Genomic DNA, 22,132 nt, shown 5'->3' on the forward strand with positions numbered 1-22,132 from the left:
TCTTCAACCCGCTACGGGTAATACCTTCTGAGTTCAGAGGCATTTTCATGAAATGGCAACAATTCAAACAAACATGGATGATTAAATTCTGGTCACCCGTTCCCGCTGTTATCGCTGCAGGCATTCTCTCCACCTACTACTTCGGCATTACCGGCACCTTCTGGGCCGTGACCGGTGAATTCACCCGCTGGGGCGGGCAATTACTGCAACTGGTCGGCGTGCATAGTGAAGAATGGGGCTACTATAAACTGATTCATCTTGACGGCACACCGCTCACCCGAATCGATGGCATGATGATTATCGGCATGTTTGGCGGCTGTTTCGCCGCCGCACTGTGGGCGAATAACGTTAAGCTACGTTTTCCCCGCAGCCGGATTCGTATTCTTCAGGCCGTTGCTGGCGGGATTATCGCCGGTTTCGGCGCCCGTCTGGCAATGGGCTGCAATCTGGCCGCCTTCTTCACCGGTATTCCGCAATTTTCTCTGCACGCCTGGTTTTTTGCTATCGCGACCGCCATCGGCACCTGGTTCGGCGCTCGCTTTACGCTCCTGCCCGTCTTTCGTATCCCGGTTAAGATGCAGAAAGTGTCGCAAGCGTCACCGCTGACGCAAAAACCTGACCAGGCTCGACGTCGTTTCCGCTACGGGATGGTGGTCTTTTTCGCCATGATCGCCTGGGGGCTGTTGACTGCGGCTAACCACCCCAAACTCGGTATGGCGCTGTTGTTTGGCGTAGGATTCGGGCTGCTTATCGAACGGGCGCAAATTTGTTTTACTTCCGCCTTCCGCGACATGTGGATCACCGGTCGCACCAATATGGCGAAAGCGATTATTTTCGGTATGGCCGCCAGCGCTATCGGTATCTTCAGCTACGTGCAACTGGGTATGGAACCGAAAATTATGTGGGCGGGGCCGAATGCGGTTATCGGCGGTCTGTTATTTGGTTTCGGCATTGTGCTGGCAGGCGGTTGCGAAACCGGCTGGATGTATCGTGCGGTAGAGGGCCAGGTGCATTACTGGTGGGTTGGTCTGGGCAACGTTATCGGATCAACTATCCTCGCATACTACTGGGACGGACTCTCTCCGGCGCTGGCCACGCACTGGGATAAAGTCAACCTTCTGGCGGCCTTTGGACCTTTCGGCGGCCTGCTGGTGACCTATCTTTTGTTACTGATCGCGCTGATACTGGTTATCGTCTGGGAAAAGCGTTTTTTCCGCCGGAAACCCTTTGCCACAACGGCCATTAAGGAGACAGCATGAAAACTTTCGTTCCTGATTATCGCCTTGATATGGTTGGCGAACCCTGCCCTTATCCGGCTATCGCCACCCTTGAAGCCTTGCCTTCATTAAAGAAAGGCGAGATTCTGGAAGTGGTCAGCGACTGTCCCCAGTCGATTAACAATATTCCGCTGGATGCGAAAAATCACGGCTATACGGTACTTGATATTCAACAGGACGGGCCAACCATCCGCTATTTGATTCAAAAATAGCGATAAAAAGCCGGTAGCGGGCTACCGGCTTCAGATTGCTAAAAAAGTGTCTTTTTCTGTAATTTCCCGGCAGCGCTTCGCTTGCCGGGCCGACAAAAAATCCTGTATTTAACCTTAACGCTACCAGCCTTTAACCGCATCGCCTTTGTACAGTGTTTCTGCAGCGGTTGCGACTTCATCGCTTTGATAGGCTTTAACCAGATTTTTCACTTTTTCGCTGTCTTTATTTTCGATCCGGCTGGCAAAAATATTCACATAAGGTGAATCTTTACTTTCAACAATCAGACCGTTACGCGACGGCGATAACCCCACCTGACTGGAAAAAGTGGTGTTAATAATCGCCAGCGTTATCTGCTTATCGTCCAGCGAACGAGTGAGCTGCGGCGCTTCGATCTCGATGATTTTTAGCTTTTTCGGGTTGCTAATGATATCCAGCGACGTTGGCAACAGCCCTACGCCATCCTTAAGCTTTATAAGCCCCTGTTTTTGCAAAAGAAGCAGTGAACGCCCGAGATTGGTGGGATCGTTCGGCACCGCGACCTGCGCACCATCCGGCAGTTGCGCGATCGCGCTGATTTTCTTCGAGTAGGCAGCTATCGGATAAACGAATGTCCTGCCGACCGGAACCAGCTTATAACCGCGCTCCTGAATCTGTTTGTCGAGATAGGGCTTGTGCTGGAAAGCGTTGACATCCAGATCGCCATTGTTGAGCGCCTCGTTGGGCTGAACGAAATCAGTAAAGGTCACCACCTCAACGTCGAGGTTGTACTTCTCTTTCGCCACCTTCTGCGCCACCGCCCATACATCCTGGTCAACGCCAGCCATGATGCCGACTTTGATATGATTAGGGTCCTGCTCTCCCGGTTTGCAGGCAGCCAACAGCAGCGTACTGGCTACAACCAGCGGTACCGCGAATTTCTTTAACGTGAAAATCATATTCCCAGAGTCCTTTTTAAAATAGCCCGCTACTCAGCGCGGGGAAAAATAGCACTGGAGACTATAGAAAATTTGACAGGCAAAATTAAATACGGATTGACTATGATTAATAGCGTTTTGCTATGAACAATTTCCTTGCCAGAATAATTTTCATCCTGGCTATCCGCGCCACCGCCGGCATACAGATAACGTGAAGTATGACGACGATATGACTCTGATGTACAATGGTGCGCACTTTAACTAAAAAGAGTGCGCCCATGATTGATTTAACTTTGCCATTAACCGACATCCATCGCCACCTTGATGGCAATATCCGGGCCCAAACCATCCTCGATCTTGGCCGTCAGTTTAACCTGCCTCTTCCGGCAACCACTCTCGACACACTGCGTCCACACGTACAGGTCACCAGCAATGAGCCTGACCTGGTCAGCTTTCTCTCTAAGCTTGACTGGGGGGTGAAAGTGCTGGCCTCTCTGGAAGCCTGCCGCCGCGTCGCTTATGAAAACCTCGAAGATGCCGCGCAAAACGGCCTGCATTATGTCGAACTCCGCTTCTCTCCACGCTATATGGCAATGACCCACCAGCTCCCGGTAGCGGGCGTTGTGGAAGCGGTGATCGCTGGCGTAAAAGAAGGCAGCCGCGACTTTAACGTCGAAGCGCGGCTGATCGGTATCCTGAGCCGCACCTTCGGTGAAGCGGCCTGTCAGGAAGAACTGGAAGCCCTGCTCGCCCATCGTGAAGGCATTACCGCCCTTGATCTGGCCGGGGATGAACTCGGCTTCCCTGGACATCGGTTTATCGACCACTTTAGCCGCGCGCGTGATGCAGGCTGGCGTATCACCGTACATGCGGGCGAAGCGGCTGGACCGGAAAGCATCTGGCAGGCAATTCGCGAACTCGGTGCGGAACGTATTGGTCACGGCGTAAAAGCGGTGCAGGATCCGGCGCTGATGGATTTTCTTGCCGCACAGAGAATCGGTATTGAGTCCTGCCTGACGTCAAATATTCAGACCAGCACCGTGACATCGCTGGCTCAGCATCCGCTGAAAACCTTCCTGGAACAGGGTGTACTGGCCTGTATTAACACCGATGATCCCGCCGTTCAGGGCGTCGATATTATCCACGAATATACCGTCGCTGCCCCGGCTGCCGGGCTGAGTCAGGAGCAGATTCGCCAGGCGCAGATCAATGGCCTGGAACTGGCGTTTTTAAGCCAGCAAGAAAAAAACGCGCTCATTGCGCACGTACGGCAAAGCGCATAGTCGCGCCATTCCCCGTTCCTGGACGGGGAATGCGCTTTTCAGGAGCGAGAGGCACGCCGTACCGTTAATTCAGGCACAGCGTCGCCCGGTGCCTTGCCGACTCCAGCCCAAGTTCTATCAACTCCATTATCTGGATAGCCTGACTCGCCGGGACCGGATTATCACCTACGCCATTAAGGGCGTCGCGAATGGCGGCATAATATGCGGGATAATTTCCCGGCTGCGTGAGCCACGACGCTTCGGTTCGCTCTTCACCGTCTACCCGAGTCAATACCCCATCGCGCATATCGTATCCCCAGTCCTCTTGCGGCAGGCGTTCACCGCTTTTCAGCCGCGCCTCCTGCGGGTCGAGGCCATATTTAACATAGCTTCCCCGTGAGCCATGAATAATATAACGAGCCGTTTCCGCCGCTGCCAGCAACGTGCCGTGCAGCACCACACGGCGCTGTGGATAAGCTAACACGGCATGAAAATAGTCGGTGGACTGGGAGCCCGGCCGCAATTGCGCCAGATCGACGCTCAAGCTGACCGGCAGGCCAAAGAGATTAATCGCCTGATCGAGGAGGTGCGGGCCAAGATCGTACCAGATACCGCTACCCGGCCCGCCTTGTTCGCGCCAGCGATTACGCACCTGCGGACGATAGCGATCAAAATGCGATTCAAAATAGCCGATTTCACCGAGTAAACCGTCATTAATCAGCGCCTTCACCGTGAGAAAATCGCTATCCCAGCGACGATTATGGAAGACGGACAGCAGCCGCCCTGTAGCTTTCGCAATAACCTCAAGCTCACGAGCTTGTGACAGTGTCACGGTAAAAGGCTTATCCACCACAACGTGCTTCCCCGCTTCCAGCGCGGCTCTGGCCAGCGGAAAATGGGTATCGTTTGGCGTAGGAATAACCAGTAGATCCAGCGTTGGGTCGTGAAAAAGTTGCGCTGGCTGCGACACCACCTTCACCATCGGCCAGTCAGCCAGAACCTTGCTTTCATCACTGCTGGAAATCGCTGCCAGCGTCATTCCCGGTGTACCGCTGATCAGTGGCGCATGAAAAGTTTTACTTGCATAACCGTAACCGATTAATCCCACCCGAATAGCATCACTCATTTCTCGGCCCCTTTATCGAAAGATAATTTTGTCACCATAACCTCCGCATCAGCCAGCTCCTGCCGACGGGTTAGACTAATTGCAATTGCTCACCTTTACGCCAGTTGTGCAACAATAATCCGCTAACACTTGCGTTGTTTCAGTCATTTAGTACCATTCTGGTCTGGTTCACTGCTGTTGTAGAGTTATGGAAAACGTTTTTAATCGTATTGTAGAACTTATTGGCTGGATTGTTTTGGGCGTTTCATCCTTGCTTTTAGTTATTGCTCACCATATTGATAACTACCAATCTCCGCCTGCCGTTGATGCTGCCCGGACAACGCCGTTAGCGAAATAAAGCCGTTCCGCTTCGCCGCCGGGCAATCGCTTCAGAAACGGACTGTCCGGCGGCGTGCTTAATGGTGACAACAGCGGTATACGCCGTTCAACAACCAAACCTGGCGCGCAAATGGAAAAAGCGTTTTTTGCGACCAAAACGTTATTGCCAGCCGAGGCGAACAGCGTTAATCTTCTCTTCCAGGCGCCACCCGGCGCCTGATTCAGTTCTGGAATATTCTTAAATTTCTTTTTACCAGGCCAGAAACATCATCTGTTCTTGTCATAGGTATTTACAACCGAAATAATTCCATACAGTCAGCCCGAAAAGGAACTGCTGGTTGAGAACAGGTTTACTAAGAATTGGTATATTCTACTTTTTATTCCCATTATAAAATGGATACGCAAATGACCGTTCAGGACTACTTATTAAAATTCCGTAAAATCAGTTCACTGGAAAGTCTGGAAAAACTTTTTGACCATCTCAACTATTCCCTTACCGACAGTGAAGAGATCGTCAACATGTATCGCGCCGCCGATCATCGTCGGGCGGAGCTGGTTTCCGGCGGTAAATTGTTCAACATAGGCGAAGTCCCTAAATCCGTCTGGCGCTACGTGCAATAAAAGACGGTAATCATTCATGCCCGTTGCTTATACTTTCCGTCCGGCGTTTTATTTACATTGACTAAATAATTTACCTTTGCGGACAAAAAATACGCAGGCGTTTTTTTAACAACGCGGTGCACCCCGAAAACGAGAAGGGCATCACCGGCCGAACGGCATGATAAATCAGCCGGAAGCGGATTAAACACGACTTGCGGCGGCCCGAAGGGCGAAACCCATGGATGGGGTGAATAACCGTAATCAAGAAACACCACACCCCGCAACCCGAAGTATGGCGGGAATCATTTGCATTGAATTCAGGAGTCACAATGTCCTCGCACTCTGCGGAACGTATTGGCGGATGGCTACTTGCGCCGCTGGCATGGCTACTGGTTGCCTTACTTAGCGCCTCATTATCATTGCTTATTTTTGCTCATGCGCTGATCTCTTCTCAGACTTATACATTACTGAGCGATATGAGTAGCGGACATCTTGCGCTGTGGATTGCATCGCTGATATTCGCCGCTGCCATGTGGTATTATACGCTGTGGCTGACCATTGCCTTCTTCAAACGGCGGAAAATTGTGCCAAAACACTATATCATCTGGTTACTGATAACCCTGTTGCTGGCGATAAAAGCTTTCGCTTTCTCTCCGGTGACGGATACTCTGGCGCTGCGCCAGCTACTGTTCCCCCTGCTTGCTGCGGCGCTGCTGGCGCCTTACTTCAGGCGCTCCCGGCGCGTTAAGCGAACCTTTGTGAATCCGTAATAACCACACAGTTAACCTATTGTCGCCGGTATTGATTTATTCGATAATAGCGGGCTATTTCTATTTCAGGTCGAATGATGGCTGATTATTTACTGCTCTTTATTGGCACTGTCCTTGTTAACAACTTCGTGCTGGTGAAGTTCCTTGGATTGTGCCCGTTTATGGGGGTTTCCAAAAAACTGGAAACCGCGATGGGGATGGGTCTCGCCACCACATTTGTGATGACCCTGGCCTCGATTTGCGCCTGGCTGATCGATACCTGGATCCTTATCCCGCTCGACCTGATCTACTTGCGCACGCTGGCTTTTATCCTCGTCATCGCCGTCGTGGTGCAGTTCACCGAGATGGTGGTACGCAAAACCAGCCCGGCACTGTATCGCCTGTTAGGCATTTTCTTGCCGCTAATCACCACCAACTGTGCGGTGCTTGGCGTTGCGCTGTTAAACATTAACCTTGGACATAATTTCCTGCAATCAGCGCTGTACGGCTTCGCTGCCGCGGTAGGCTTTTCATTGGTGATGGTGCTGTTCGCCGCCATTCGCGAACGTCTGGTGGTTGCGGATGTTCCGGCCCCCTTTCGCGGCAATGCGATTGCATTGATTACCGCCGGTTTAATGTCTCTGGCATTTATGGGCTTTAGTGGTTTGGTGAAGTTGTAATGAACGCTGTCTGGATAGCCGTGATCGCGCTTAGCCTGCTTGGTCTGGTTTTCGGCTTAATTCTGGGATACGCCTCACGCCGTTTCGCGGTGGAAGATGACCCGGTGGTTGAAAAAATCGATGCGTTGCTCCCGCAGAGCCAGTGTGGTCAGTGCGGTTACCCTGGCTGCCGCCCCTACGCGGAGGCTGTTGGTACCCAGGGAGAGAAAATTAACTGTTGCGCACCCGGTGGCGAAGCGGTGATGCTCAAAATCGCCGAACTGCTGAACGTTGACCCGCAACCCATTGATGGCGATGAACAAGAGTCAGCGCCTGCCCGAATGCTGGCAGTAATCGACGAAGCGAACTGCATCGGCTGCACGAAATGCATTCAGGCCTGTCCTGTCGACGCCATTGTCGGCGCGACCCGCGCCATGCATACGGTGATGAGCGACATCTGCACCGGGTGTAATCTTTGCGTGGCGCCTTGTCCGACGCAATGTATCGAATTGCGCCCGGTTGCCGCGACGACAGCAAGCTGGAAATGGGATCTTCAAACCATTCCGGTACGCAATATTCCTGTGGAACAACATGTTTAAGTTATTTTCCGCTTTTCGCAAAGACAACATATGGGATTTCAACGGCGGCATTCATCCGCCTGAAATGAAAACCCAGTCCAACGGTACGCCGCTGCGCCAGGTTCCTCTGCCGCAGCGTTTTGTCATTCCGTTGAAACAACATATTGGTGATGAAGGAGTTTTGTGCGTACAGCCTGGCGATCGTGTGCTGCGCGGCCAACCATTGACGCGCGGCTGGGGCAAAATGCTGCCCGTTCACGCCCCGACCTCCGGTACGGTGACGGCTATCGCGCCCCACTCGACCGCCCATCCTTCTGCGCTGGCGGAGATGAGCGTCATTATTGATGCCGACGGCGAAGATCGCTGGATTGAACGCGACGGCTGGAGTGATTACCAGAATAGATCCCGTGAAGAGCTGATTGAGCGCATTCATCAGTTCGGCGTCGCCGGTCTGGGCGGCGCCGGTTTCCCGACCGGATCGAAGCTGCGCGGTGGCGGCGATAAAATTGAGACATTAATTATCAACGCCGCCGAGTGCGAGCCCTATATCACCGCCGATGATCGCCTGATGCAGGACTGTGCGGCGCAGATTGTTGAAGGTATCCGCATCCTTGCCCATATCCTGCAACCGCGTCAGGTGCTGATCGGTATTGAGGATAATAAACCGCAGGCGATTTCAATGCTGCGGGCGGTACTGGCCAACACGCATGGTATTTCACTGCGCGTGATCCCGACAAAATACCCCTCCGGCGGCGCGAAACAACTGACGCAAATTCTGACCGGGAAACAGGTACCTCACGGTGGCCGCTCCTCCGATATCGGCGTGTTAATGCAAAACGTCGGCACGGCCTATGCGGTAAAACGCGCGGTGGTGGACGGTGAACCGCTGACAGAACGCGTTGTAACGCTCACTGGTGAAGCGGTTGCGCGTCCGGGTAACGTCTGGGCGCGTCTCGGTACCCCGGTCAGCCATCTGCTAAAAGACGCCGGTTTCTGTCCCGGCACTGAACAAATGGTCATTATGGGCGGCCCGTTAATGGGCTTTACCCTGCCCTGGCTCGATGTGCCGGTGGTAAAAATCACCAACTGCCTGCTCGCGCCATCGGCCAGCGAAATGGGTGAAGCGGCGGAGGAAAAAGGCTGCATCCGTTGCAGCGCTTGCGCTGACGCCTGCCCGGCCGATCTCCTGCCGCAGCAATTATACTGGTTCAGTAAAGGCCAGCAGCACGACAAAGCCATCAGCCACAATCTGCAAGACTGCATTGAGTGCGGCGCCTGCGCCTGGGTATGCCCGAGTAATATCCCGCTGGTACAGTATTTCCGTCAGGAGAAAGCCGAGATCAGCGCCATTGCGCAAGAAGAGAAGCGCGCAGCGGAAGCAAAAGCGCGCTTCGAAGCGCGACAGGCGCGTCTGGAGCGAGATAAAGCAGCGCGTCTGGCGCGTCATAAGCAAGCAGCCGTACAACCGGCAGCCAAAGATCAGGATGCCATCAATGCCGCCCTCGCCCGCGTGCGCGACAAGCAGCGTGATGCTGCGCAGCCGATAGTGGTGCAGCCAGGTGCAAAACCGGATAACAGTGAAGCTATCGCCGCGCGTGAAGCCCGTAAGGCCGAGGCTCGCGCCCGCAAGGCGGCGCAGCTGACGGCTGCGGCTGAACCCGCCGCAACCGAACTGCCCGCTGCCGACGTTGACCCGCGTAAAGCCGCCATCGAAGCCGCCATTGCCCGGGCGAAGACGCGTAAAGTAGCGCAGCAGACCGAGGCGGCTGAGCCTGCTGCAACCGAACCGCCCGCTGCTGACGTTGACCCGCGTAAAGCAGCGCAGCAGGCCGAGGCGGCTGAGCCTGCCGCAGCTGAACCACCCGCTGCTGACGTTGACCCGCGTAAAGCCGCCGTCGAAGCCGCCATTGCCCGCGCTAAAGCGCGTAAAGCAGCGCAGCAGGCCGAGGCGGCTGAGCCCACCGCAGCTGAACCACCCGCTGCTGACGTTGACCCGCGTAAAGCCGCCGTCGAAGCCGCCATTGCCCGCGCTAAAGCGCGTAAAGCAGCGCAGCAGGCCGAGCTAACTGAGCCCGCCGCAACCGAACCGCCCGCTGCCGACGTTGATCCGCGCAAAGCCGCCGTCGAGGCCGCCATTGCCCGGGCGAAGGCGCGTAAAGCAGAGCAACAAAATGCAGTTCCCACGTCGGCAGCCAATGACGACGCCCGTAAAGCGGCAGTCGCTGAAGCAATCGCCCGCGTTCAGGCCCGGAAAGCATCCCGGCAGGCAGTTAACGAGGATTAAATGGTTTTCAGAATCGCAAGTTCCCCTTATACCCACAATCAGCGCCAGACTTCCCGCATTATGCTGCTGGTGCTGCTCGCCACCGTACCTGGTATTGTGGTTCAGACCTGGTTTTTCGGCTGGGGCACGGTATTACAAATTATCCTCGCCGCTTTAACGGCCTGGGGCGCCGAAGCCGCCATCCTCAGGCTGCGTAAACAAAATATTCCCGCGATCCTTGCTGACAATTCAGCGCTGCTGACCGGTCTGCTGCTGGCGATCAGTATCCCACCCTTTACCCCATGGTGGATGATTATCTTAGGTACAGCCTTCGCAGTGATTATTGCCAAACAACTGTACGGCGGTTTGGGTCATAACCCATTTAACCCGGCGATGATTGGCTATGTAGTGCTGCTGATCTCCTTCCCCGTACAGATGACATCCTGGCTCCCGCCGCACGAGATCGCCGCGACTATTCCGGGCTTCCGTGACGCACTGCATATTATTTTTACCGGGAGCACCACCACGGGCGGCGATATCAATAGCCTGCGGATCGGCATTGACGGCATCAGCCAGGCGACGCCGCTGGATACCTTTAAAACGTCGCTGCATGCGGGTCATCAGGTAAAAGAGATCCTGCAATATCCTATTTATGGCGGTGCACTGGCTGGCCTCGGCTGGCAATGGGTCAATGTGGCCTGGCTGGCGGGCGGCGTGTTCCTGCTTTGGCAGAAGGCCATCCGCTGGCATATTCCGCTGAGCTTCCTGCTAAGCCTTACCGTTTGCGCCACATTGGGATGGTTATTTTCACCGGATAGCCTCGCCTCGCCGCAGATTCATCTGTTGTCCGGCGCGACCATGCTGGGCGCATTCTTTATCCTGACCGACCCGGTGACAGCCTCCACCACCAATCGGGGACGTCTGATTTTTGGCGCCCTGGCAGGGCTTTTGGTATGGTTGATTCGCAGCTTTGGCGGTTATCCTGACGGTGTGGCCTTTGCCGTGCTGCTGGCGAATATTACCGTTCCGTTGATCGATCACTACACGCGCCCGCGCGTGTACGGCCACCGCTGAGGACCCGAACATGTTAAAAAGCATGCGTAAACACGGTATCACGCTGGCGCTCTTTGCCGCAGGGTCTACCGGGCTGACGGCGGCGATCAATGAACTGACCAAAAGTACAATTGAAGGCCAGGCCAGCCTGCAGCAAAAAGCCCTGTTCGACCAGGTGATGCCTGCGAATCTTTACAACAACGATTTGCTGAAAAACTGCTACCTGGTTAGCGCGCCGGCACTGGGTAAAGGCCAGCATAAAATATGGATTGCGCAAAACGATGGGCGGCCAGTAGGGGCAGTGATGGAAGCCACCGCGCCGGACGGCTATTCTGGCGCTATTCAGCTCCTGGTCGCCGCTGATTTTAACGGTACGGTGCTGGGAACTCGCGTCACAGAGCATCACGAAACGCCGGGGCTGGGTGATAAAATCGAACTCAGAATTTCTGACTGGATCACCCTGTTTGCCGGTAAAGTGATCCACGGGCCCAGCGACAGTCACTGGGCGGTAAAAAAAGATGGCGGCGATTTTGACCAGTTTACCGGGGCCACGATTACTCCCCGCGCGGTGGTCAACGCCGTTAAGCGCGCCGGGCTCTATGCCCAAACGCTGCCGACGCAGATTTCCGCATTCACGTCCTGTGGAGACTAGACCATGAGTGAAGTAAAAGACGTTATTGTTCAGGGGTTGTGGAAAAACAACTCCGCACTGGTCCAGTTGCTGGGGATGTGCCCTCTGCTGGCCGTCACCTCTACCGCCACCAACGCCCTTGGGCTTGGGCTGGCGACCACCCTGGTACTGACGCTGACGAACCTGACCATCTCCAGCCTGCGCCGCTGGACGCCTGCGGAAATCCGTATTCCGATTTACGTGATGATCATCGCGTCGGTGGTGAGCGTGGTGCAGATGTTGATTAATGCTTACGCCTTTGGCCTTTACCAGTCGCTGGGGATCTTTATCCCGCTTATCGTCACCAACTGCATTGTGGTCGGGCGCGCGGAGGCCTTCGCCGCGAAAAACAACCCGGCGCTGTCAGCGCTGGATGGATTTTCAATCGGAATGGGGGCAACCTGCGCCATGTTTGTCCTCGGTTCAATGCGCGAAATTCTTGGGAACGGCACCCTGTTTGACGGCGCCGATAGCCTGCTCGGCAGTTGGGCCAAAGCGCTGCGGATCGAAGTATTTCATACCGACACGCCGTTCCTGCTGGCGATGCTGCCGCCGGGCGCATTTATTGGCCTCGGCATGATGCTGGCGGTAAAATATCTCATTGATGAACGTAGCAAACAGCGCAAAGCAAACGCGGTACAAACCGGTATCGCCGCACCTACTGATGTGACGGGAAAAGCATAGGATGAATAAAAGTAAACGCCTTGAGATCCTCATCCGACTCAGGGATAACAACCCGCACCCCACTACCGAACTGAATTTTAACTCGCCGTTTGAGTTACTCATCGCCGTACTGCTCTCAGCACAGGCGACCGATGTCAGCGTCAATAAAGCGACGGCAAAACTTTATCCACGCGCCAACACCCCTGCGGCGATGCTGGAGCTGGGCGTTGAGGGTGTAAAATCGTATATCAAGACCATCGGTCTTTTTAACAGCAAAGCGGAAAATGTCATTAAAACCTGCCGGATCCTGCTTGAACAGCATAATGGTGAAGTACCGGAGGATCGGGCGGCGCTTGAGGCGCTACCTGGCGTCGGGCGAAAAACCGCCAATGTGGTGCTGAATACCGCTTTCGGCTGGCCGACGATTGCCGTCGATACGCACATTTTCCGCGTTTGTAATCGGACACAATTTGCGCCGGGCAAGAACGTTGAGCAGGTCGAAGAAAAGCTGTTAAAAGTCGTTCCTGCCGAATTCAAGGTAGATTGCCACCATTGGTTAATTCTGCATGGTCGTTACACCTGCGTTGCCCGCAAACCGCGCTGCGGCTCCTGCCTGATCGAAGACCTTTGTGAGTTCAAAGAGAAGGTTTATCCCTGAAAGCAGACAGAGCCATCACCCGCCGTTTGGCAATGGCTCTGTTTAGCGACGCATTTTTATGCTGCTTTCGCAATAAAGCCGTTTTAAACCGGCGATTATTCTCTTATATAACCAATTATCAGATTATTGGTTTTTTTAAGAGATAAAATTTCTATGCATTTGTCCCCCTCTTCATTCTGCACAAGTATTGTTGATATCTTGTTACTGAACTCAGAGGCAGCATGACCGATTACAGTTCCTACAGGCCACAATCCGAAATAATAAACCATTAATTTTTTCTATTTCGACTCATATCTCTGGATAAACACCTTATCAGCAGAATATATACCCACTGCATAGGAAAAATTCCATCCAATAAGATAAAAACGCTATCATTAGCACATGGTCGAAATTTAACTCTGCATAACATTTAAATCAGCCGAGTATTATAACGCCAAGGAGATATGTAACAGATCATTACAAAACACTTGCCTGAACCACCAGGATAGTGAACATTACCTGCCGTTTTTCCTCCAGAATAACTATAAAGGCGATGCGCTTCGCAGACGTCGCCCTGAACACCCCCTTAAGACGGGACGTAAAAAAAGAGGTATTTGTGTCTACTGCAAACAATAAACCAACAGAAAGCGTGAGTTTGAACGCTTTCAAACAGCCACGCTCGTTCTATCTCATCTTCTCTATTGAGTTATGGGAGCGTTTTGGTTTCTATGGCCTACAAGGAATTATGGCCGTCTACCTGGTTAAGCAACTGGGTATGTCAGAAGCGGACTCGATCACCCTGTTCTCCTCCTTTAGCGCGCTGGTCTACGGCCTCGTCGCCATCGGCGGCTGGCTGGGCGACAAGGTACTGGGTACCAAACGCGTTATTATGCTCGGCGCCATCGTTCTGGCTATCGGCTATGCTCTGGTCTCCTGGTCGGGTCACAATACTTCCATTGTGTATGTCGGCATGGCGACTATCGCCGTCGGCAACGGCTTGTTTAAAGCCAACCCGTCATCACTGCTCTCCACCTGCTATGATAAGAACGACCCCCGTCTGGACGGCGCATTTACGATGTACTATATGTCCGTCAATATTGGTTCCTTCTTCTCTATGCTGGCAACGCCCTGGCTGGCCGCAAAATTTGGCTGGAGCGTGGCGTTCGCGCTGAGCTTTGTTGGACTGATGATTACCATCGTAAACTTTGCTTTTTGTCAGCGCTGGGTTAAGCAGTACGGTTCCAAACCTGATTTTGAACCGCTGCATGTGGGTAAACTGCTGGCCACTATCGCTGGCGTCGTGGTTCTGATTACCGTGGCGACCTGGCTGCTGCACAACCAGGGAATCGCGCGTATGGCGCTGGGCGTCATTGCGCTGGGCATCATCTTTATCTTTGCTAAAGAAGCCTTTGCGATGCAGGGTGCGGCCCGTCGTAAAATGATCGTCGCGTTTATTCTGATGCTGCAGGCGATCATCTTCTTCGTGCTCTACAGCCAGATGCCAACGTCTCTCAACTTCTTTGCGATTCGTAACGTTGAGCACTCCCTGCTGGGTATCGCTTTCGAACCCGAGCAGTACCAGGCGCTGAACCCATTCTGGATCATTATCGGCAGCCCAATTCTGGCCGCCATTTATAATAAAATGGGCGACACCTTACCGATGCCAATGAAGTTTGCTATTGGCATGGTCCTCTGTTCCGGCGCGTTTCTCGTGCTGCCGCTGGGCGCTAAATTCGCCAGCGACGCAGGCATTGTGAATGTCAGCTGGCTGGTTACCAGCTATGGCCTGCAAAGCATTGGTGAGCTGATGATTTCCGGGCTGGGCCTGGCAATGGTCGCCCAGTTGGTGCCGCAGCGTCTGATGGGCTTCATTATGGGGAGCTGGTTCCTGACCACCGCGGGCGCGAACATCATCGGTGGCTATGTTGCAAACATGATGGCAGTGCCGGAAAACGTCACAGACCCGCTGATGTCTCTCGACGTGTATAGCCGTGTGTTCCTGAACATCGGCGCCACAACCGGCGTTATCGCGCTTCTGATGCTGCTGACGGCACCGAAGCTCAACCGGATGACCCAGGACGAGGACAAAGCGGCAAGCGTCAGCGATACCGCTACGGCGTAAGCTATCCAGGGGCACATCAATTTAACCCGTTAACCCGCTTGTGTTTGTGAGGCATCTTCGTCACTCAGGCCAGCGGGTTTTTCACACATTTTTCTCTGCAACGTGAGCCGCATTTCCGCTTACCTGGCGACGGATAGCGTACTTTTGTTTTGCCCCATCTTACTTCTCGTGCCGTTGACCATAAAACCTCCCCATCTATGCAAGGCGTGAACGACGCGCGACCACCCCGTATCACTCGCGCGCGGTTAGCAGTTTTTTTTTATTACAGGGAGGACTAACATACACAGAACTGCAGCCACGAGGAATTACCGATGAAACTGTTCTACAAACCCGGCGCTTGCTCTCTTGCTTCGCATATCGCCCTACGCGAAAGTGGTCTGGATTTCACTTTGCAAGGTGTCAACGTCATGACAAAACGCCTCGAAAACGGGGGAGATTATCTGCAGATCAACCCGAAAGGTCAGGTACCGGCGCTCCTGCTTGACGATGATGTGCTGCTGACAGAGGGCGTCGCCATTATGCAATATATTGCTGACCGGGTAGCCGATCGTCAACTGCTGGCACCGGTGGGAAGCATCGCCCGCTACCAGACGCTGGAATGGTTAAACTACGTGGCGACAGAGCTGCATAAAGGCTTTACGCCCCTGTTTCACCCGGATACTCCGGAGGATTACAAACCCGTCGCGCGCGCGCAGCTGGATAAAAAAATACGCTATGTCGATGAGTGTCTGCAGGACAAAGAGTGGATTAACGGACACCGTTTTACCATCGCCGATGGCTATCTGTTCACCGTACTGCGCTGGGCGTATGCCGTGAAGCTGGATATGTCTGGCTACGGCAATATTGCGGCGTGGATGCAGCGCGTTGCCGCGCGCCCTGCTGTTGCCGCGGCCATGGAAGCGGAAGGTCTGAAGTAAGAAGAATACTTGCCCGACGCGGGTCGGGCAATTTCCCGATGCTTATAGCTGCGTAGCGCTAAAATCATGTTCGGGACAGGCGATACGATCCTGCGCCGCCACAACCTGCAGCTCATACTCTTGCATATTTTTCGTCGCCAGCATAATTTCATATACTGCTGCGGTAACGTGCTCCAGCGCATCGCGCAAGTTTGCGCCCTGCAACAGTTTTACCAGCAGCAATCCGCTGGTCACGTCGCCAACGCCTACCGGCTGACGCATACCAAAATCCACCAGCGGACGGCTAATGTGCCAGGACTCCTGAGCCGTCACCAGCAACATCTCGAAGCGATCCATACTCAGGCCAGCACGGGAAAGATGTTTTACCAGCACCACTTCCGGCCCCTGGGCAATTAACTCGCGCGCGGCTGCAACCGCGTCACGCACGTTAGCCACCGGGTGTCCACAGAGGATCTCCAGTTCAACTAAATTTGGTGCAATGATATCACTTGCCGGTAGCGCATAGCGCACGTGAAACTCCGCCACACCGGGCGCCACAATGCATCCCTTTTCCGGGTGCCCCATTACCGGGTCGCAAAAATATTTCGCCGCCGGATTTGCAGCCTTGACCTGACGCACGATCCCGAGAATATGTTCGCCCTGTTCAGCCGATCCAAGATATCCGCTTAACACCGCATCGCAGCGCTGTAGCTGATTAATATCGGCGATCCCCTGCACAATTTCCGTTAAATGCGCTGGCGGCATCACGCATCCCGTCCATTTGCCGTATTGGGTATGGTTAGAGAATTGTACGGTATTAAGCGGCCACACATTGGCGCCGAGACGGCGCATCGGAAATTCAGCGGCGCTGTTGCCCGCATGGCCAAAAACGACGTGAGACTGGATGGCGAGAATATTCTTCATTTTGATTACCTGAGAGCAAAAATAAGGGGCGTGGTTTCCCACACCCCTGCCTTTACGCAACTACTTCCAGCAAACCAGACAGTAATTTTTCTTACCGCGACGGAGTAAGGTATAGCGGCCAAACAGGCGATCGCTATCGGCAAAGACATATTCCGGATCGGACTGTTTTTCACCGTTGATGGTCACCGCATTAGAGGCGATGGTTTTACGCGCCTGACCACGAGACGGTTGCAGTTCGGAATCCACCAGCGCCTGCATCAGATCCGCGCCTTTGTCCATCTCGATCATCGGCACGCCATCTTGCGCCAGTTGTTCGAAATCGGCTTCGCTGAGATCGCTCAGATTACCGTTGAACAGGCTTTCAGTGATACGTTTCGCCGCAACCAGACCTTCTTCACCATGCACCAGGCGCGTGACCTGCTCTGCCAGCACATACTGGGCGCGCGGCGCTTTACCGCTGTTCTTATCTTCTTCTTCCAGCGCATTGATCTCGGCAATGTCCATGAAGGTGAAGAATTTCAGGAAGCGGTACACGTCAGCATCTGCGGTGTTGATCCAGAACTGGTAGAACTTGTACGGACTGGTCTTTTTCGGGTCCAGCCATACCGCGCCGCCTTCGGTTTTACCGAACTTGGTGCCATCCGCTTTGGTGATCAGCGGAACGGTCAGACCAAACACCTGGTTCTGATGCAGACGACGGGTCAGATCGATACCGGAGGTGATGTTGCCCCACTGGTCAGAGCCGCCGATTTGCAGCGTAACGCCGTGCAGTTTATTCAGGCAGGCAAAGTCATAACCCTGCAACAGGTTATAGGAGAACTCGGTAAAGGAGATGCCCTGATCGTCACGGTTCAGACGCTGCTTCACCGCTTCTTTGTTGATCATCTGATTGACGGAGAAGTGCTTGCCGATGTCGCGCAGGAAGGTCAGCACATTCATGCCACCAAACCAATCGTAGTTATTCGCCGCAATGGCGGAATTATCACCACAGTCAAAATCGAGGAACGGTGCAACCTGCTTGCGGATTTTATCCACCCACGCCTGCACCGTCTCTTCGGTATTCAGTTTACGCTCAGCGGCTTTAAAACTCGGATCGCCAATCAGACCAGTCGCGCCGCCCACCAGCGCAACGGGCTTATGGCCCGCCAGTTGAAAGCGTTTCAGGCATAACAATGGAACAAGATGCCCCAAGTGCAAGCTATCGGCGGTAGGGTCGAAGCCGCAATAGAGCGCGATCGGGCCTTGCGCCAGTCGCTCTGCTAACGCTTCTTCGTCCGTCACCTGGGCTATCAGCCCCCGTTCCTGCAATTGTTTAATCAAGTTACTGCTTGCCATCAAATTCTCCATGTATAAAACGACTGCACCTTGGCCGGTACACGACTTTTCGCCAGACGCGAAAAAATATCTACATAAAATTATTCAGGTTGCATTGCGCGGCGGGCATGTAAGACACCGGGACCTGGATCAGGAAAGTCCCCGGTGGACAAGCGCAGCTGACGAAGATGCAGCATGAAAAATGAAGCGTATAGAATAAAGCGCCGGGCCACATAGCACCAGCGCTTAACACAACATTTTTGTGCCCTTTATGGCGCCAGACGGTCGATCTGCCAGCCGCTGTTTTGCTGCTGGTACAAAAAACGATCGTGCAGTCGATGTGCGCCGCCCTGCCAGAACTCCATTTGTTCAATGCTGACGCGGAATCCGCCCCAGAAGCTCGGCAGGGGGACCTCACCCTGTTGGAATTTTTGCTTCAGCTCAAGGAACTTACTCTCGAGGATACCGCGCGCCGAAATGCGGCTGGACTGCTGCGACACCCAGGCGCCAATCTGGCTGTCACGCGGACGACTGTGGAAATACTTGACCACTTCCAGCGTCGACAAACGTTCCGCTTTGCCGACAACCATCACCTGCCGCTCCAGCATATGCCAGGGGAAAAGCAGACTGACACGGGGATTTTTTTCAATCTGATGCGCTTTGCGACTTCCCATATTGGTATAAAACACCAGCCCTTTTTCGTCATAGTGTTTTAACAAAACGGTACGCTGGTAAGGCTGCAGATTTTCATCAACGGTCGCCACCACCATCGCCGTCGGGTCAGCGAGTTTAGCATCGCAAGCCTGGCGCAGCCAACGCTCAAATAGCGCCAGCGGTTCGGCAGGAAGGTCGCGGCGACGCAGGCCGCCACGGGTATATTCACGGCGCAGATGCGCAATTTGCTGCAATTCGTCGTAATCAGGCATGGCAAATGAGAAAGTAGTCAACGGGTGGCGCCATTGTGCGCTCCCCAGGCTGAAATCTCAACGTCTGGCGGTCTGCAACCGGCAGTTTTCCAGCACAATGCGATCGCGTTTATAGACGGTGGCGCTGTCGCCTTTCGACCAGAAGACATAAATTCCATCGGTATAGCGCGCGCCCGAGGCGGATAACCCCTGCTGCAAATTTAACAACTGGTTATCGTAAATAAAGCTGACCTGCTGGCGGACATTATTGAGGTGAACGGTTAACGGTTTCTGGTCGCACTGATACGCCAGGGTATCCGTATTCATCCGCTCCACAAACTGGTTGTAGTAGCTACAACCCGCGAGCATAAAAGGTACAGCAAGGATAAGTATTTTTTTCATCAATTTTCCTTCAACTTTCCCGGCCCGGGAGAACATCATGCTCTCTCACAACGCCATCCAGTTTACGGACAAACCCGCGCGGATAATTTCAGTTAACTCTTATTCTGCGCTGGATTGGCCGGGAAAATGGCACCCAATATTGACGCTTGCGACGCACCGGTAACCGACGGGAGATTCCCGGGTAACCCGGCGAGCGTCCGCCAGGCCAGCCATGCAAAAGCCAGTGCTTCCATATCGTCACCGCGAATGCCTGCTTCATCGGTGGTCGACACTTCGGTTCCCGGCAGCAGCGCCGCCAGACGCGCCATCAGCAGAGGATTGCGCGCACCGCCGCCGCATACCAGCAAACGCTCGCAGCCACCGCTTAGCAATACCTGTTCACTGATACTTACCGCCGTCAGTTCAGCCAGTGTCGTCTGTACGTCCTGGGCGCGAAGCGCCGGATAACGTGTCAGATGCTGCGCGAGCCAGCCATAGTTGAAGTATTCCCGGCCGGTGCTCTTTGGCGCGGGGAGCGCAAACCACGGATCGCTTAACATATCCTGCAGCAATGGCAGAATAACTTTCCCTTCGCTGGCCCACTGGGCATCTTGATCGTAGGGCTTACCGCACTGACGCCAGATCCACGCATCCATCAACATATTGCCGGGGCCGGTATCGTAGCCGCGTACCGGCTGCCCCGGCACCAATAAAGAGAGATTGGCGATACCGCCAATATTGAGAATCATGCGGCGCTCCACCGGATGCGCCAGCAGCGCATGGTGGAATGCCGGAACCAGGGGCGCTCCCTGCCCGCCCAGCGCCATATCGCGGCGGCGAAAATCGCCAACCACCGTTACGCCGGTGCGCGCGGCGATCTGATTATTATCGCCAATCTGCATGGTATTCGGCGCATCGCCTGTCGGCTCATGCCAGACCGTCTGCCCGTGGCACCCAATCGCGACGATTTCCGCTGCCTGCAACTTCTCCTGCCGCATCAGAGCCAGAACCGCATCGGCGAACAGTCGCCCCAGTCGCGTATCAAGTTGCCCGAGCTGTGATAGCGTCAGCGACTGTCCCTGGCAAATAGCCAGAATCTCATCTTTGATGGCGATCGGGATGGGGTACGTCAGGCTGGCCTGCTGGGCGACCAGATTTTCATTAATTGCCGCGAGAACAACATCAATACCATCAAGGCTGGTGCCGGACATGACGCCGATAAAACGACCCGATTTCATACGCGTTCCTTCATTCCATGATTGTCGTAGAACTCACACTCCACCATAAAGCGGGGGCCAATACTATGCCGCGATAATATTTTTTAACAATGATGTACCGCGATAATTCTTCGCGTAAAGATATGATGTTTAGTTCATGTTGAGACAACTCTGATTATTATTTTTTGTATAGTCACTGCATCTGCTATGCCAGCAGACGCTTAAATGCCATATAATTGGCTACAAGGAAGTTCAACAGAACGCTTCTTGGTGAACAGGAGATTCATAAATGATTTTACGTGTTTTGGCTGTCTCGATGATTGGTTTTACGCTTGCAGGCTGCGTCAGTAGCAGCGGCCTTTCTGGTGATGTTTACTCCGCATCTGAAGCTAAACAGGTCCAAAGCGTGACCTACGGCACCATCGTGCATACCCGCGCAGTCCAGATTCAGGGCGGCGATGAGAACAACGCGATTGGCGCTATCGGCGGCGCGGTACTGGGCGGCTTCCTGGGTAATACCATTGGCGGCGGCGCAGGTCGCTCACTGGCAACGGCGGCAGGCGCCGTCGCGGGGGGCGTCGCTGGCCAGGGCGTTCAGAGCGCCATGAACAAAACCCAGGGCGTTGAGCTGGAAATCCGCAAAGATGATGGTAATACCATCATGGTGGTACAGAAACAAGGCGACACCCGCTTCTCCGTCGGCCAGCGCGTAGCAATTGCCGGCAGCGGCAGCCAGGTCACCGTATCCCCACGTTAAAACATGCTGGTGCGGCCCTCTTCGGGCCGCGTAACGTTGCCAGTGGCTTAATGGCTTCGCTGTGGATTTCCCCTCAGGCAACCGCCAGACGCTTCGACACACCACCCTCTGCGGTGAAATCCGGCCTTGAGCGCACGCCAGGCCACATGAGCTTAATCTTTTGCCTGAAGATCAAGGATATTTTGTTCGAGCTTACGAATTAAATTCAGCAATGTTTCCACTTCTTGCGTCGAGACGCCTGCCAGAATTTCATGGCGCGTTTTCCCGATGACCTCTTCCATTTTATCGATCAGCGGTTCCGCTTTATCTGTAAGCCTGATGCGCTTCGCACGGCGATCGTTTGCGCATGTCTGGCGAGAAATAAGCCCTTTCTCCTCCAGCTGATCGAGCGTGCGAACCAGTGACGGTTGTTCGATACCAATGGCTTTCGCCAGCTGAATCTGCGACTGCTCAGGCGGGAGCTGATGAATGTTATGCAGCGTGACCCAGTGCGTCTGCGTTAACTCCAGAGGTTTCAGGCGATGGTCGATTAGCGCGCGCCAGACGCGGACTAAACGAGCCAGATCAGAACCAAGTGGCGATTCCAATTTCATCTCCTTATAATTAGCTTGCTAAGTTATTATGCTGATTTTAG

Annotated in this window: 24 protein-coding genes; 16 read left to right on the top strand and 8 right to left on the bottom strand. The window is 54.0% G+C overall.

Features of this window, described 5'->3' with window-relative positions; translation table 11 throughout:
* The first annotated feature begins 47 nt into the window (after positions 1-47).
* Both yedE and yedF read left to right on the top strand, forming a co-directional pair.
* Complete coding sequence (yedE, locus tag FN037_RS00925; RefSeq protein ID WP_138358929.1) at positions 48-1,259, top strand: selenium metabolism membrane protein YedE/FdhT; 1,212 nt, start codon at positions 48-50, stop codon at positions 1,257-1,259.
* Positions 1,256-1,489: a sulfurtransferase-like selenium metabolism protein YedF gene (yedF, locus tag FN037_RS00930; RefSeq protein ID WP_138358927.1), complete on the top strand. Its 234-nt coding sequence runs from the start codon at positions 1,256-1,258 to the stop codon at positions 1,487-1,489. The genes yedE and yedF overlap by 4 nt, the downstream gene beginning before the upstream one ends.
* A 120-nt stretch (positions 1,490-1,609) precedes the next feature.
* Here yedF and metQ read toward each other — a convergent pair whose 3' ends face one another.
* The gene (gene metQ, locus FN037_RS00935; protein ID WP_138358925.1) at positions 1,610-2,425 is read right to left on the bottom strand and encodes a methionine ABC transporter substrate-binding lipoprotein MetQ; all 816 of its coding nucleotides are present in this window, start codon (positions 2,423-2,425) and stop codon (positions 1,610-1,612) included.
* Positions 2,426-2,682: 257 nt separating this feature from the next.
* Between metQ and add the strand changes: the two genes are divergently transcribed.
* Entirely contained in the window at positions 2,683-3,687 is a 1,005-nt protein-coding gene (add, locus tag FN037_RS00940) for an adenosine deaminase (RefSeq protein WP_142501369.1), read from the top strand.
* 64 nt (positions 3,688-3,751) lie between these two features.
* Here add and FN037_RS00945 read toward each other — a convergent pair whose 3' ends face one another.
* Positions 3,752-4,792 carry an oxidoreductase gene (locus FN037_RS00945; RefSeq protein ID WP_138358921.1) on the bottom strand — a complete coding sequence of 347 codons (1,041 nt, stop codon included), beginning with the start codon at positions 4,790-4,792 and terminating at the stop codon, positions 3,752-3,754.
* A 187-nt stretch (positions 4,793-4,979) separates the two neighbouring features.
* Here FN037_RS00945 and blr point away from each other — a divergent pair, with 187 nt between their 5' ends.
* The 12 genes from blr (at position 4,980) to gstA (ending at position 16,021) form a co-directional block, all read left to right on the top strand.
* Positions 4,980-5,129 (top strand): division septum protein Blr, encoded by a 150-nt coding sequence (gene blr / locus FN037_RS00950; protein ID WP_138358919.1) that lies wholly within the window; start codon positions 4,980-4,982, stop codon positions 5,127-5,129.
* Between the two features lie 386 nt (positions 5,130-5,515).
* Complete coding sequence (gene ydgT, locus FN037_RS00955; protein ID WP_138358917.1) at positions 5,516-5,731, top strand: transcription modulator YdgT; 216 nt, start codon at positions 5,516-5,518, stop codon at positions 5,729-5,731.
* 308 nt (positions 5,732-6,039) lie between these two features.
* Positions 6,040-6,480 (top strand): DUF2569 domain-containing protein, encoded by a 441-nt coding sequence (locus FN037_RS00960; RefSeq protein WP_142501370.1) that lies wholly within the window; start codon positions 6,040-6,042, stop codon positions 6,478-6,480.
* 77 nt (positions 6,481-6,557) lie between these two features.
* Positions 6,558-7,139 (top strand): electron transport complex subunit RsxA, encoded by a 582-nt coding sequence (rsxA, locus tag FN037_RS00965; protein ID WP_138358913.1) that lies wholly within the window; start codon positions 6,558-6,560, stop codon positions 7,137-7,139.
* A complete protein-coding gene (gene rsxB, locus FN037_RS00970) occupies positions 7,139-7,717 on the top strand; it encodes an electron transport complex subunit RsxB (protein ID WP_142501371.1) in 579 nt (192 codons plus the stop codon). Before rsxA ends, rsxB begins: the two co-directional genes overlap by 1 nt.
* Entirely contained in the window at positions 7,710-9,980 is a 2,271-nt protein-coding gene (gene rsxC / locus FN037_RS00975) for an electron transport complex subunit RsxC (protein WP_142501372.1), read from the top strand. Before rsxB ends, rsxC begins: the two co-directional genes overlap by 8 nt.
* Positions 9,981-11,033 (top strand): electron transport complex subunit RsxD, encoded by a 1,053-nt coding sequence (gene rsxD, locus FN037_RS00980; RefSeq protein ID WP_142501373.1) that lies wholly within the window; start codon positions 9,981-9,983, stop codon positions 11,031-11,033.
* Positions 11,034-11,043: 10 nt separating this feature from the next.
* Entirely contained in the window at positions 11,044-11,664 is a 621-nt protein-coding gene (gene rsxG, locus FN037_RS00985; protein WP_138358905.1) for an electron transport complex subunit RsxG, read from the top strand.
* Positions 11,665-11,667: 3 nt separating this feature from the next.
* Positions 11,668-12,366, top strand: a complete 699-nt coding sequence (locus FN037_RS00990) for an electron transport complex subunit E (RefSeq protein ID WP_138358903.1) — start codon at positions 11,668-11,670, stop codon at positions 12,364-12,366.
* Position 12,367: 1 nt separating this feature from the next.
* Entirely contained in the window at positions 12,368-13,003 is a 636-nt protein-coding gene (nth, locus tag FN037_RS00995; protein ID WP_138358901.1) for an endonuclease III, read from the top strand.
* A gap of 595 nt (positions 13,004-13,598) precedes the next feature.
* Positions 13,599-15,104 (top strand): dipeptide/tripeptide permease DtpA, encoded by a 1,506-nt coding sequence (dtpA, locus tag FN037_RS01000; RefSeq protein ID WP_142501374.1) that lies wholly within the window; start codon positions 13,599-13,601, stop codon positions 15,102-15,104.
* A gap of 311 nt (positions 15,105-15,415) precedes the next feature.
* Complete coding sequence (gene gstA, locus FN037_RS01005) at positions 15,416-16,021, top strand: glutathione transferase GstA (protein ID WP_142501375.1); 606 nt, start codon at positions 15,416-15,418, stop codon at positions 16,019-16,021.
* 42 nt (positions 16,022-16,063) lie between these two features.
* On the opposite strand, the gene pdxY is transcribed toward gstA, so the two are convergent.
* From pdxY to anmK, 5 genes are all read right to left on the bottom strand, one after another.
* On the bottom strand, positions 16,064-16,924 hold the full coding sequence (gene pdxY, locus FN037_RS01010) for a pyridoxal kinase PdxY (protein ID WP_142501376.1): 861 nt from the start codon (positions 16,922-16,924) through the stop codon (positions 16,064-16,066).
* Between the two features lie 60 nt (positions 16,925-16,984).
* Positions 16,985-18,259: a tyrosine--tRNA ligase gene (gene tyrS, locus FN037_RS01015; protein ID WP_142501377.1), complete on the bottom strand. Its 1,275-nt coding sequence runs from the start codon at positions 18,257-18,259 to the stop codon at positions 16,985-16,987.
* A 248-nt stretch (positions 18,260-18,507) separates the two neighbouring features.
* Positions 18,508-19,164, bottom strand: coding sequence for a pyridoxamine 5'-phosphate oxidase (gene pdxH, locus FN037_RS01020; RefSeq protein WP_142501856.1), 657 nt, complete (start codon positions 19,162-19,164; stop codon positions 18,508-18,510).
* 57 nt (positions 19,165-19,221) lie between these two features.
* Positions 19,222-19,545 carry a C-type lysozyme inhibitor gene (gene mliC / locus FN037_RS01025; RefSeq protein WP_142501378.1) on the bottom strand — a complete coding sequence of 108 codons (324 nt, stop codon included), beginning with the start codon at positions 19,543-19,545 and terminating at the stop codon, positions 19,222-19,224.
* 92 nt (positions 19,546-19,637) lie between these two features.
* Positions 19,638-20,762 carry an anhydro-N-acetylmuramic acid kinase gene (anmK, locus tag FN037_RS01030; protein ID WP_138358889.1) on the bottom strand — a complete coding sequence of 375 codons (1,125 nt, stop codon included), beginning with the start codon at positions 20,760-20,762 and terminating at the stop codon, positions 19,638-19,640.
* Between the two features lie 268 nt (positions 20,763-21,030).
* On the opposite strand from anmK, the gene slyB reads away from it, so the two are divergent.
* Complete coding sequence (gene slyB / locus FN037_RS01035; protein WP_138358887.1) at positions 21,031-21,498, top strand: outer membrane lipoprotein SlyB; 468 nt, start codon at positions 21,031-21,033, stop codon at positions 21,496-21,498.
* A gap of 152 nt (positions 21,499-21,650) precedes the next feature.
* On the opposite strand, the gene slyA is transcribed toward slyB, so the two are convergent.
* Positions 21,651-22,091: a transcriptional regulator SlyA gene (slyA, locus tag FN037_RS01040; protein WP_142501379.1), complete on the bottom strand. Its 441-nt coding sequence runs from the start codon at positions 22,089-22,091 to the stop codon at positions 21,651-21,653.
* Between the last annotated feature and the right edge of the window lie 41 nt (positions 22,092-22,132).

The sequence above is a fragment of the Klebsiella sp. 2680 genome (assembly GCF_900198535.1).
Classification (GTDB): Bacteria; Pseudomonadota; Gammaproteobacteria; order Enterobacterales; family Enterobacteriaceae; genus Klebsiella; species Klebsiella indica.